The following is a 12,408-nucleotide window of genomic DNA, read 5'->3' on the forward strand; positions in this document are numbered from 1 at the left end:
GCACTGCGCCGTGACCACCGGCTACGGGCCGCGCTAGGCTGCAGCGTCATCCCGATGGTCGTACCGTGCGATGCCTGCCAAGCGAACCGCACCTTCCGCCGCGCCTACGTTGCTGTCCGGCGGCAACCCACAGATCGCCAAGGGCGAGGGCGATGCCCCGGTGCAGGCGTACATCGCCGCCATGCCGGACTGGAAACGTCCGATCGGCGAACAGCTGGATGCGCTGATCGAACAGGCTGTACCCGGCGTGCACAAGGCGGTGAAGTGGAACTCGCCGATGTATGCGGTAGCGCCGGGCGAAGGCTGGTTTCTCAGCTTCCATTGCTTTACCCGCTACATCAAGGTGGCGTTTTTCCGCGGCGCGGCGCTGACGCCGGTGCCACCCGAGCCGTCCCGGAGCGCCGATACGCGCTACCTGCACATTGCGCAGGATGGCGTGCAGGATGAGGCACAGTTCCTCGATTGGGTGCGCCAGGCCGCCGCGTTGCCCGGCGAACGCATGTAAGTCCACCGTTACGATCTCCTTGCCGACGAGAACCGCTGATGGCCACGCACGCACCGAACCCTGACGATGCCGGAACCCCGGCGGCTGAACTGATCGATGCACGCATCGCCGAACTGGGCGACTGGCGCGGCGAAACGCTGGCGCGCGTGCGTGCATTGATCCATGAGGCGTTGCCTGACGTGCGGGAAACCTGGAAGTGGCGTGGCACGCCGGTGTGGGAGCACAACGGTATCCTGTGCACCGGCGAGACCTACAAGCAGGCGGTGAAGCTCACCTTCGCCAACGGTGCGGCGCTGGCCGATCCGAAGGGCCTGTTCAACGCCAGCCTGGAGGGCAACACGCGGCGCGCGATCGATATCCATGAAGGTGCGATGCCCAATGGCGCGGCGTTGAAGGCGTTGCTGCGCGCAGCGGCCACGTTCAACGCGGCGAAGAAGAAACGGTAGAGCCGGCCGCTGGCTGGCTGTTGCGCGGTGCTTCTGGAGAGGTGTGAAGTTGCCGGCCAGCGGCCGGCACTACCGTGGTGGTGCGGCATCCGGGTCGGCCACCGGCGACGGCGGGCAGGCCGGGATCTCCGACGGGGTGGCCAGTTCCTCGGCGTGCGAGGGCTTGCCCATCATCTTCGCCTTGCGCCAGCCGCCCCAGCGGTAATACGCCAGCGACAGCAGCATCGACACGAACGAGCTGACCGGGAAACTCCACCAGATCGCATCGGCGCCCCAGTACGGCTGCAGCAGTTCGGCGAACGGCACGCGCACGCCCCACAGCGAACCGGCCAGGATCAGCAGCGGCGGAATCACCGCGCCGGTGGAGCGCACCACGCCGGAGATGACGAAGCTGACACCGAAGAACAGGAACGAGCCGATCACCACGTGGTTGAGGTGGCGGGCGATGTCCAGCGCCTGGCTGGCCGGTGGCAGGAACAGGGCCAGCAGCTGGCGGTCGAACACCACCAGCGGCAGGATCAGCGCGCCGGTCAGCAGGAAATTGAACAGCACGCCCTGGCGCGCGGTGCCGCGCACCCGGTCCCAGCGCTGAGCACCGACGTTCTGCGCCGCCATCGACGAGCACGCCGCGCCGATCGCCATCGCCGGCATCTGCAGGTAGTTCCACAGCTGCAGCGATGCGCCATAACCCGCGCCGGTGTCGGTGCCGTACTGGTTGACCATGGTCATCAGCAGGATCACCGACAGCGAGATCAGCACCATCTGCAGGCCCATCGGCACGCCCTTGATCACCAGGGCTTTGAGGATGGCCAGGTCGAGCTTGAACAGCCGCATGTCGGCACGGCCCAGCCACAAGGTGTGGCGCTTGTGCCGCATGTACAGCAGTAGGCCGGCCAGCGACAGCGTCTGCGCGACCAGCGTGGCCCAGGCCGAGCCGGCAATGCCGAGCGCAGGGAACGGGCCCATGCCGAAGATCAGTACCGGGTTCAGCACGATGTCCAGCGCCACCGAGACCATCAGGAAGCGGAACGGCGTGCGCGAGTCGCCCGCACCGCGCAGCGCGGCGGTGAGGAAGGCGAACGCATACAGCGTTGGCATCGCCAGGAAGATGATCTGCAGGTAGGCCTCGGCCAGCGGCAGCGAAGCGGCCGGCGTGCCCATCGCTGCCAGCAGCGGATGGGCCATGAACCAGCCGGCGATGGCGATGATCACCGACAGGCCGATGAAGAAGGTGGCGCTGGTGCCGACCACGCGCCGCGCCTGCGCGATGTCGCGCGCGCCGATGGCCTGGCCGATCAGGATGGTCGAGGCCATGCCGAAGCCGAACACCGAGCCGATCAGGAAGAACATGATGTTGTTGGCGTTCGCGGTGGCGGTCAGTGCCGCCTCGCCGAGGAAGCGCCCGACCCAGACCGCATTCACCGAACCGTTCAGCGACTGCGCGATGTTGCCTGCCAGGATCGGCAGTGAAAACAGCAGAAGATTGCGCCCGATCGGGCCGGAGGTCAGGTCAAGCGGCGCTTTGGCCATGGAGTGGTGATCGAATCCCGGGAGGCGCACACTAGCACCAAGCCGGTTTGCGGGATGTGGCAATGCATCAACGACTGCGGGTGACGCGGGCCCTGGCGCTGGCCTTGATCGGCGCCGCACTGGCCGCATGTTCGACAGGTGACCGGCTGGGCGATACCCAGGTGCGGCCGACCGACCGCGCCGAGTGCCTGGTCGGCAGCCAGCGGCAGGATCTGTCCGCGGGTGTGCCGACCCTGATCGGCGGCACCGGCTGCCGGACCGACCCCGATCATCCGCGTCCCCTGAACAAGCCACCGGAGTAGTCCAGATCGATGCATGAACTTCCCCCGCTGTCGCCCAGTGTCCGCCTGGACATCTGGCTGTGGGCGGCCCGTTTCTTCAAGACGCGCAGCCTGGCCAAGCAGGCCATCGAAACCGGCAAGGTCAGCGTCGCCGGCCAGCGTCCGAAATCCTCGCGCGCGGTGCGCGTGGGCGAGCAGCTGCAGGTGGATCGTGGCGAGGAGCATTTCGAGATCCAGGTGCTGGGCCTGAGCGATCAGCGCGGGCCGGCACCGGCGGCGCAGCAGCTGTATGCCGAGAGCGAGGCCTCGAAGGCGCGTCGCGCGGAACAGCGTGCGCTGCGCATCGCGGCGCGCGACGGCTTCCAGCCGCCGGAGCACAAGCCGGACAAGCGAGCGCGGCGGCTGATCCGTGCGCTGGGAGACATCGACGCGTTGTGACGCATCCGCAATGCATGGCGGATGCCGTGCGTACGGAACACCGTCGGCAACGCCGGGCCATGCCCGGCGTGCAAGGTTCCGGTCAGCCGCTGTTGGGTTGACCTCCTGCAGGGTCGGAACATCCTGTCATGGAAGATCGCAATGCGCCTGCGCCACAGCCTGCTGTGCCTGACCCTCGCCGCCGCCCCGGTGTACGCCGCTGACATCACCTTCTGGGATGCTCCGCAACGCGGCGGTAACAGCATGAACATGTCGCCGCCGGACCGGGCCTACTTCGACGCCCTGCGCGCGACCGGCGCGACCTGGGTGCGCCTGGTACCAGACAAGTGGAAGGGGCAGGGCGGTCGTGACTTCCTGATCGGCAATGCCGATGACTACCGCGGCTTGGTTCCGGCCGATCTGGCCACGCTGCGCCGGGTGCTGGATGATGCCGACGCGGCTGGGCTGAAAGTGGTGCTGACCCCGCTGTCGCTGCCACTGCTGCGCTGGAAGCAGCACAACGGCGACAAGGTCGACCCGCGCCTGTGGCAGTCCTTCGACAACCACGCGCCGGCCCGGCGCTTCTGGAGCGACCTCGCCACGGCATTGAAGGGCCATCCCGCACTGGCCGCCTACAACCTGATCAACGAACCGGTTCCCGAATACGGTGCTGGCATGGCCGAGCATGCTTCGGCAGAGGCCATGCGCCAGTGGTACACCGGTGTGCAGGACGGGCCGCGCGATCTGCGCCGCTTCTACTCGGAACTGATCGCCAGCATCCGCGCGGTCGATGCGGACATGCCGTTGATGCTGGATGCCGGCTGGTACGCCGCTGCCGATGGCTTCAACTACTGGCCGGCGCCGCTGGCGGACCCGAAACTGCTGTACAGCGTGCACATGTATGAGCCGTATGCCGCAACCAGCGCGCCGAACCAGAAGCGCACCGCGCCGTACCGCTACCCGGGCGTGGTGCCGTTTGGCGAGCACAGCGAACGCTGGGATGCCACGCGTGTCCGCAGTTACCTGCAGCAGCCGATGGACTGGGCGAAGACGCATGGCGTGGGGGCCAACCGCATGGTGGTTGGCGAGTTCGGCTGCATGCGGCGCTGGCCCGACTGCCAGCGCTACCTGCAGGATGTGCTGCAGGTGCTGGAGCAGGAGAAGGTGCATTGGGCCTTCTACGCCTTCCGCGAGGATGGGTGGGATGGCATGGACTACGAGCTGGGCGACGGGCCGCTGCCGTGGTCGTACTGGCAGGCGCAGGAGAAGGGGAAGACCGTGGCGCCGCCGCGTTCGATGCAGGCGCCGTTGTTCGCGCCGGTTCTGGAGCGGCTGAAGGCGGGCAACCGGTAGGACGCCGGGCATGGCCCGGCGCTACCCACGGAGATGCCGGTCTCGCCCGGCGGATATCGATGAACGCGACGCCCGGTAGCGCCGGGCCATGCCCGGCGACACCTTCCGTCAGCGCTTGCCACCCAGCAGGTTGCCGCCCAGCTTCAGCAGGTCGCCCACACCCAGCTGGCCATCGCCGTCCTGGTCCAGCAGGCTGCCGAGCAGGCCACCGGCAAGACCGCCCTGTTGCTGCACCTGCTGCTTTTCCTGGCCGAGCGCCTGGCTGAGCGAGCCGGCATCGGCCTGGCCGCCACCGAGGCGCTGGGCAAGGAAGGCCATCACGATCGGGGCGAGGATCTGCAGCAGCTGGCTGGTGCGGCCGCTGTCGAGCTGGGTGGCCTGGGCCAGGCCGGTTTCCACCTTCTGCTGGCTACCGCCGAAGATGTGGCCGAGGATGCCGGCGCCGTCGCTGGCGGCACCACCGCCACCGCCGCCCAGCACCGAACCGAGCACGCTGCCCAGGTCCAGGCCACTGTGGTTGTTCTGCAATGCGCCGAGCAGCGCCTGCGCGCCCTGCGGCTGCGAGGCGTTGTTGCCCAGCGCGCCCATCAGCACCGGCAGCGCGGCGCTGATCGCACCGGAGGCCTGGGTGTCGCTGATGCCGAGCTGCTGCGACACCTGCTGCAGCGGGGCGCCCTGCAGTTTGGAGAGAAGTTCATCGGTCAGGCTCATCAGGGAGATCCTTGATTGGGTTTGGGCGTGCAGACGATACGACGCGGACCGTTAAAACGGCGACGCCGCCCCACAGGGAGGCGGCGTGCCGTACGCGCGGAGGGGCGATCAGAGCTCGATGTCTTCCGCACCCGGGGTAGCGGCCGGGAAGTCGCTTTCCGGCTGGGCCGGCTTGAACGGATCCGACGGCTGGCTGGCCAGCGCCTTCAGGGCCGCGGCAATGCCGGCGCCATAGGCCGGGTCGGCCTTGCTGCAGTTGTCGATGTGGCGCTGCTTGATGAAGTCCGGCGCATCGCCCAGGGCACGGGCGGTGTTGGCGAACAAGCGGTCCTTCTGCGCCTGGTTGTAGCTGCGGAACAGCGCACCGGGCTGGCTGAAGTAGTCGGCGTCGTCCTCACGGAAGTTCCAGAAGTCGGCGTCACCGCGGATCTTCATTGGCGGCTCGCGATACTCCGGCTGCTCCTGCCACTGGCCGTAGCTGTTCGGCTCGTAGTGCGGCAGGCCACCGTAGTTGCCGTCCACGCGCATCGCACCGTCGCGGTGGTTGCTGTGCACCGGGCAGCGCGCGGCGTTCACCGGAATCTGGTGGTGGTTCACGCCCAGGCGGTAACGCTGCGCATCGGAGTAGGCGAACAGGCGCGCCTGCAGCATCTTGTCCGGCGACGGACCGATGCCCGGCACCAGGTTGCTCGGTGCGAATGCCGATTGCTCTACGTCCTGGTACCAGTTGACCGGGTTGCGGTTCAGTTCGAACTGGCCCACTTCGATCAGCGGATAGTCGCTCTTCGGCCACACTTTGGTCAGGTCGAACGGGTGCACGCGGTAGGTTTCCGCATCCAGTTCCGGCATGACCTGGATGAACAGCTTCCACTTCGGGAAGTCGCCCTTCTCGATCGCAGCGAACAGGTCGCGGCCGTGGCTTTCGCGGTCATGGCCGACCAGGATCTGCGCCTGCGCGTCGGTCAGCGATTCGATGCCCTGCTGGCTGACGAAGTGGAACTTCACCCAGAAGCGCTCGCTGTCGGCGTTGGTGAAGCTGTAGGTATGCGAGCCGAAACCGTGCATGTGGCGGAAGCTGCGCGGAATGCCGCGGTCGCTCATCACCACGGTCACCTGCAGCAGCGCTTCGGGCAGCAGCGTCCAGAAGTCCCAGTTGTTGCGCGCGCTGCGCAGGTTGGTGTGCGGGTCGCGCTTGACCGCCTTGTTGAGGTCGGCGAACTTGCGCGGGTCGCGCAGGAAGAACACCGGCGTGTTGTTGCCGACCAGGTCCCAGTTGCCTTCTTCGGTGTAGAACTTCAGTGCGAAGCCGCGGATGTCGCGTTCGGCGTCGGCGGCGCCACGCTCGCCGGCCACGGTGGTGAAGCGGGCGAACATCTCGGTCTGCTTGCCGACCTTCTCGAACAGCTTGGCGCGGGTGTACTTGCTGATGTCGTGGGTGACGGTGAAGGTACCGAACGCGCCCGAGCCCTTGGCGTGCATGCGGCGCTCGGGAATGATCTCGCGGTTGAGGTTGGCCAGCTTCTCCAGCAGCCACACGTCTTCCATCAGCAGCGGGCCGCGCGGGCCGGCGGTCTTGCTGTTCTGGTTGTCCACCACCGGTGCGCCGAAGGCCGTGGTCATCGGCGTGACCGGGTCATCGCCGTGCTTCTGCTTGGGCGTGGTGCTCAGCTCGCGCTGCTGCTCGGCGCCCTGCTCCGGCGACGGGGCGGTGTGATACGGGCACTTGGCGTTGTTGTTGTCGGACTGGCTCATCGGCTGGCTCCTGGTGGCGGTGAAGACGTGGGAGAAACATCTTCACTCGACTTTAGCTATGGCCAGATGAAATGAATAATCGAATGATTCGTTCAGGTTGATAGATTCTGTCAATTGAAATGCAGAATCGGATTTGCGGAATCTTTCGACTGGCCTCCCGCACGGTAGCGGGAGGCCCTTGCCGTTTGCTGCGGTTACAGCAGCGCTTTCAACCGGTACAGGGCTTCCAGTGCCTGCTTCGGGGTCAACTCGTCCGGATCGATCGTCGCCAGCGCTTCCTGCGCCTTGCTGGCCGGTGCGCTGAACAGGCCGAACTGCTGCGGCGCATCCAGTGCCTGTGGCGCCAGTTCGGCGGCATGGCTTTCACCACCGCGCTGCTCCAGCTCGGCCAGGCGGCGGCGGGCCTGCGCCACGGTGGCACGCGGCAGGCCGGCCAGCGCGGCCACCTGCAGGCCGAAGCTGCGGTTGGCCGGGCCGTCCTTCACCGCGTGCATGAACACCAGCGCCTCACCGTGCTCGACGGCATCCAGGTGCACGTTGGCGATGCCGCTGCGGCCGCCCTCGTGCTGCTCGTCGGCCAGCGCGGTCAGCTCGAAGTAGTGGGTGGCGAACAGCGTATAGCAGCGGTTCTGGTAGGCCAGGTGACGGGCCACCGCGTCGGCCAGCGCCAGGCCATCGTAGGTGGAGGTGCCACGACCGATCTCGTCCATCAGCACCAGCGAATGCGCGGTGGCGTGATGCAGGATGTAGCTGGTCTCGGCCATTTCGACCATGAAGGTCGACTGCCCGCGGGCGAGGTCGTCGCCGGCGCCGATGCGGGTCAGGATGCGGTCGATCGGGCCGATCAGCGCACGGCTGGCCGGCACGAAGCTGCCGATGTGGGCCAGCAGCACGATCAGTGCGTTCTGCCGCATGTAGGTCGATTTACCGCCCATGTTCGGGCCGGTGATGACCAGCATGCGACGGTCCGGATGCAGGTCCAGATCATTGGGTTCGAACGGCTGCTCGCGTACCGCCTCGACCACCGGATGGCGACCGCGCTCGATCTTCAGGCACGGCTCGGCCTGCAGCTCCGGACGCGCCCAGTCCAGCGCCTGCGCGCGTTCGGCGAAGGCGGCCAGCACGTCCAGTTCGCTCAGTGCAGCGGCGCACTGCTTCAGCGGTTCCAGCTGCCCGCCAAGGGTATCCAGCAGCTGTTCGTACAGGTACTTCTCGCGCGACAGCGAACGGTCGCGCGCGGACAGCACCTTGTCTTCGAACGCCTTCAGTTCCTCGGTGATGTAGCGCTCGGCATTGGTCAGCGTCTGGCGGCGGGTGTAGTGCACCGGCGCACGGTCGGACTGGCCCTTGCTGATTTCGATGTAATAACCATGCACGCGGTTGTAGCCCACCTTCAGGGTGGCAATGCCGCTGCTTTCGCGTTCGCGCTGTTCCAGGTCGACCAGGAACTGGTCGGCATGGGTGGACAGGCGTCGCAGTTCATCCAGCTCTTCATCGAAGCCGTCGGCCAGCACACCGCCATCGCTCAGCTTCAGCGGCGGCATCTCAGCGATGGCGCTGGCCAGCAGCTGCGCGCACTCATCGTGTTCGCCCAGCGCGGCATGCAGGGCCTGCAGGCGCGGCGAATCCAGCGGCGCCAGCACCTCGCGCACCGCCGGCAGCAGGCCCAGGCCATCGCGCAGGGTGGAGAAATCGCGCGGGCGCGCCGAACGCAGTGCGACGCGGGTGAGGATGCGTTCCAGGTCGCCGAGGCGACGGAACTGTTCGCGGATGTCGGCGTCGCTGCCGCGATCGATCAGGGTTTCCACCGCATGGTGGCGCTGCACCAGCACCTCGCGCAGGCGCAGCGGGCGGTGCAGCCAGCGCCGCAGCAGGCGGCCGCCCATCGGCGTCACCGTGCTGTCGAGCACGCCCAGCAGGGTATTGCGGGTATCGCCGTCGACGCGCGTATCCAGTTCCAGGTGGCGGCGGGTGGCGGCGTTCATCGCGATCGCCTCGCCGGCGGTTTCCATCGCGATCGAAGTCAGGTGCGGCAGGCGCTGCTTCTGGGTTTCCTCGACATAGCCGAGCAGGGCGCCCGCGGCAGCGGTCGCGCGCGGCTTGTCATCGATGCCGAAGCCGCTCAGGTCATGCAGCTTGAAGAAGTTCAACAGCTGGCGGCGGCCACTGTCGGCGTCGAACAGCCACGGCGCACGACGGCGCACGCCGGTGCGCTGGCGCAGGAATTCCGGCCAGTTTTCTTCGTCGGGCACCAGCAGCTCGGCCGGCTCCAGTCGGGCCAGCTCGGCTTCCAGCGCGTCGTCGGTTTCCACTTCATTTACCAGGAAGCGGCCACCGGCCAGGTCGGCCCAGGCCAGGCCGTAGCCCTGCTTCGTGCGCGACAGCGCCATCAGCAGGGTGTCGCGGCGCTCGTCCAGCAGCGCCTCGTCGGTGACCGTGCCGGGGGTGACGATGCGCACCACCTTGCGCTCGACCAGGCCCTTGGCCAGCGCCGGGTCGCCGATCTGCTCGCAGATCGCCACCGACTCGCCCAGCGCCACCAGCCGGGCCAGGTAGCCTTCATAGGCATGTACCGGCACGCCGGCCATCGGAATCGGCGCGCCGCCGGAGCTGCCACGCTGGGTCAGGGTGATGTCGAGCAGGCGCGCGGCCTTGCGCGCGTCGTCGTAGAACAGCTCGTAGAAGTCGCCCATGCGGAAGAACAGCAGCAGGTCCGGGTAGTCGGACTTGGCTGCGAAGAACTGCTTCATCAGCGGGGTGTGTTCGGCGGACTTGTCTTTGGACATGGGACTCGTGGATCTGGGCGTCCGGCCGCGCCGGAGGGCGGCGGCAGCGGAGCAGGTACAGGGCCGTCCATGGTAACTGCTGGGGCCGGTGGACGCCGCTGCGGTTGGCGGGCACTCCCCGTGCAGGGCACGCAGTCAGGCCGGAACCAGGGTGATCTGCCGGTGGCTGGCGAAGATCTCCATCACGATCTCGAAGTAGGTCGGGCCTTCGCCCCGTTGCAGCGTGTCCAGCTGGCGGGCAATGGCCTGCGTATTGAAGCTGCCCGGTGTGTCGAGCTTGGCCTGCAGCCATTGGCGGGTGGTCTCCACGCCCAGGGCCGTGCGGCTGTGGGCGATATCGCGCCAGATCAGCGTGGCCTGCGCCTGGCCGGCCAACGCGCCATAGCCGCCATGCAACAGATCGTCCAGAGCATCCAGGCTCGGTCCGAGCTGCCAGTCCTCGCCGGCCATGAACACGCGGTTGATCTCCGCGTACAGGCTGGCGATGTCATTGATGGCGCTGCCTTCGATCTGCAGGACGAGTTTCATGCGCCACTGTAGCGTTGCCTGCGGCCCTCCGCTGGCCTTCAACACAGGAACCAGGACCCGGAATAGTCCGGGCGGCCTTGATCATGGAATCGGTTCTACGACTGGAAAGCGTGTCAAGCATGCAATGACACATGCGCTTCCAAACCCCGCAACGTCGACGCATGCCGTTTTTTTCGTTGCGGATGGAGCCTGGTTGATTTCTCTCGTTGCCGAGACCGGGAGAATGAAGGGAACGGCGATGCCTGGAGATTCGGGAGCACACATCGGCCCAACGGGGCGAGTGATCAGCCTTGCTGGCGGGAACAACGCGAGAACTATTGTTGAACCTGGTGCCAGCAAAATAAAATTCGGGTGTCACTGTACGGTGAGGTGTTGGTGATCTGTCCACGTTGTGAGCAAGGTGAGATGCTTGAGGCTCACGTCAAGGAGAGTGGTGTTCAGATATTTGTCTGCGACGAATGTGATGCCTTCTGGTTTTCTTTGATGGATATCGGCGTTTCTCCGTTCAGGGATCTTGAGACGTATCTTGAGGAGAATTCGATTGCTCCATTTTGGGAGTCAATTTCCGTGGATGAGCGCCGGTGATGCTTTGATGCACGTGAGTGAGTGGGCGAAGATGGCCGCCAGCCGCGAAGTGCTGGCGAAGGAACTATCCGTCTGAAGGTGGATGTCTTCGCTATCCAGCGCAGGGCGGTTGCGCCCGATCGGCCGCAAGCGGCATCCCAAGGAGCCTATTGATGAGTGACGCGTTTGAGATTGTCATGGAGGCGGTCCCATCGGTTCATGTGTCCACGCTGCTGGAGGAGATGGCCCGCATGGCTGAGTCCGTTTCGTCGACCGGGTGGGAAGGTGAACCCATCGCGGCTGGCGAGCACTCTGCAGGACGTTTCCATGAGTTTCCGTATGGCTCATGCATGGCCCAACAAGTAAAGGGCTTCCGATTGGGCTCGGCTGTTCATATTCCCATGCTGTTGATTCGTGTCATCAGGTTTGAAGGAATGGTGAGCATCGAACTGTCATTCGATATGGAGTGGGCGGATATCGGTGTCGCGATGTCGGAACTCCAACGGCATTTTCTGGAATTGAAGACGCTGAGTGGATCGCGAACCGTATACGGTGGCATGGAGCCCGCTCAGGATCTGGAGACCAGATTCTTCACTGACGATGAGTGCGGTCCCTTGGGGGGCACCGGTGCCTGATTCAGGCCGGGGATCGCTGTCCTGCGAGGGAGTGGCTTGGCTCTCTGAAAGGCTTGCGACCATTCACGATGAGCAGAGGGAGATTCGCCCAGTTCGCGGGCGAACATGTCGTCCTCCGCATGGGAGAGCTGTTCCTGGCGTTCCATTGTTGATGGAGATGGCGTTGCGGAGGAGCGCGCTGCAATGATGCCTGAGGTTGTCAGGAATGTTCTTCATTACTCCTATGGCTATTCCATGGGGTCACTGTGGATCAACATGAACGTTGAGTTGGAGGGGCGTGACGTCACCTTCGAGCAGCAGACGGAAGCGTTCTTTTCGATGCTGAAGTTGCTGATGATGGAAGGTAAGCTGAAGCTGGCTTCGCAAGGCGTCTTCGCCGATGGGGATGTTGATGGGCAGTTGGGTGCGCTTCGCCGCGCATGGCCGGCCGCCAGAGATCAGGCGGATCTCGATGAGCACGGGTTCTGGTTCCTTTCGGATGCGCCGTTTGGATTGGTCTGGATGTCACCTGAAGGCGACGTCTGGAGCTGAAATGCCTGATGCCGCTGCGGCAGTGTGCTCCTGAGGATGTCTGTGGCATCCAATGGAAACTTCAGGGGGGCACGTTGCTCACCCGGCCACTGCAGAGGCGGGTCTCATGCGGGTATGTGTGCGATGTTCGGACGGTACATGCATTCTGTTGCATTGATTCATCGAAATGCGGTTCCCACAGCCGGTTTCGTGAGCTGCGCGTGACGATAATCACCAGTCCCTCGTCATTCCGATATTCCTGAAAGATATAGCGCTTGCCGTTCCGGGTGCGTTTCACACCTGTCTGCACAGTTCCAGAGTTTTGGATCGATATAATAATATCGACCCATAAAGTTTCCCCTGCCTGCGCCGCCATCGATCGTACGGCCA

12 protein-coding genes are annotated in these 12,408 nt (G+C 65.4%); 7 read left to right on the forward strand and 5 right to left on the reverse strand.

What is annotated here, in order from left to right; genetic code table 11:
• Nucleotides 1–70 precede the first annotated feature (70 nt).
• Both AC5P57_RS02185 and AC5P57_RS02190 read left to right on the forward strand, forming a co-directional pair.
• Nucleotides 71–505: a DUF1801 domain-containing protein gene (locus AC5P57_RS02185; protein WP_262236167.1), complete on the forward strand. Its 435-nt coding sequence runs from the start codon at nt 71–73 to the stop codon at nt 503–505.
• Nucleotides 506–543: 38 nt separating this feature from the next.
• Nucleotides 544–951, forward strand: coding sequence for a DUF1801 domain-containing protein (locus AC5P57_RS02190; RefSeq protein WP_262236168.1), 408 nt, complete (start codon nt 544–546; stop codon nt 949–951).
• 69 nt (nt 952–1,020) lie between these two features.
• Here AC5P57_RS02190 and AC5P57_RS02195 read toward each other — a convergent pair whose 3' ends face one another.
• Nucleotides 1,021–2,481: an MATE family efflux transporter gene (locus AC5P57_RS02195; RefSeq protein WP_262236169.1), complete on the reverse strand. Its 1,461-nt coding sequence runs from the start codon at nt 2,479–2,481 to the stop codon at nt 1,021–1,023.
• 62 nt (nt 2,482–2,543) lie between these two features.
• Between AC5P57_RS02195 and AC5P57_RS02200 the strand changes: the two genes are divergently transcribed.
• From AC5P57_RS02200 to AC5P57_RS02210, 3 genes are all read left to right on the forward strand, one after another.
• A complete protein-coding gene (locus AC5P57_RS02200) occupies nt 2,544–2,783 on the forward strand; it encodes a hypothetical protein (protein ID WP_099552427.1) in 240 nt (79 codons plus the stop codon).
• A gap of 9 nt (nt 2,784–2,792) precedes the next feature.
• Nucleotides 2,793–3,200 (forward strand): RNA-binding S4 domain-containing protein, encoded by a 408-nt coding sequence (locus AC5P57_RS02205; RefSeq protein WP_099552426.1) that lies wholly within the window; start codon nt 2,793–2,795, stop codon nt 3,198–3,200.
• 141 nt (nt 3,201–3,341) lie between these two features.
• Nucleotides 3,342–4,532 (forward strand): glycoside hydrolase family 5 protein, encoded by a 1,191-nt coding sequence (locus AC5P57_RS02210; RefSeq protein WP_262236170.1) that lies wholly within the window; start codon nt 3,342–3,344, stop codon nt 4,530–4,532.
• Between the two features lie 108 nt (nt 4,533–4,640).
• On the opposite strand, the gene AC5P57_RS02215 is transcribed toward AC5P57_RS02210, so the two are convergent.
• From AC5P57_RS02215 to AC5P57_RS02230, 4 genes are all read right to left on the reverse strand, one after another.
• Nucleotides 4,641–5,243 carry a DUF937 domain-containing protein gene (locus tag AC5P57_RS02215; protein ID WP_049429956.1) on the reverse strand — a complete coding sequence of 201 codons (603 nt, stop codon included), beginning with the start codon at nt 5,241–5,243 and terminating at the stop codon, nt 4,641–4,643.
• A 108-nt stretch (nt 5,244–5,351) separates the two neighbouring features.
• Entirely contained in the window at nt 5,352–6,995 is a 1,644-nt protein-coding gene (locus tag AC5P57_RS02220) for a catalase (RefSeq protein ID WP_099552424.1), read from the reverse strand.
• A gap of 194 nt (nt 6,996–7,189) precedes the next feature.
• Nucleotides 7,190–9,781, reverse strand: a complete 2,592-nt coding sequence (gene mutS / locus AC5P57_RS02225) for a DNA mismatch repair protein MutS (protein ID WP_099552423.1) — start codon at nt 9,779–9,781, stop codon at nt 7,190–7,192.
• Between the two features lie 135 nt (nt 9,782–9,916).
• Complete coding sequence (locus AC5P57_RS02230) at nt 9,917–10,309, reverse strand: barstar family protein (protein WP_099552422.1); 393 nt, start codon at nt 10,307–10,309, stop codon at nt 9,917–9,919.
• A 737-nt stretch (nt 10,310–11,046) separates the two neighbouring features.
• Here AC5P57_RS02230 and AC5P57_RS02235 point away from each other — a divergent pair.
• Both AC5P57_RS02235 and AC5P57_RS02240 read left to right on the forward strand, forming a co-directional pair.
• Complete coding sequence (locus AC5P57_RS02235) at nt 11,047–11,508, forward strand: Cdi1I family immunity protein (RefSeq protein ID WP_262236171.1); 462 nt, start codon at nt 11,047–11,049, stop codon at nt 11,506–11,508.
• A 183-nt stretch (nt 11,509–11,691) separates the two neighbouring features.
• Complete coding sequence (locus AC5P57_RS02240) at nt 11,692–12,039, forward strand: DUF596 domain-containing protein (RefSeq protein ID WP_185959187.1); 348 nt, start codon at nt 11,692–11,694, stop codon at nt 12,037–12,039.
• Nucleotides 12,040–12,408: the final 369 nt, after the last annotated feature.

The sequence above is a fragment of the Stenotrophomonas sp. YJH_SMC_79 genome (assembly GCF_059367995.1).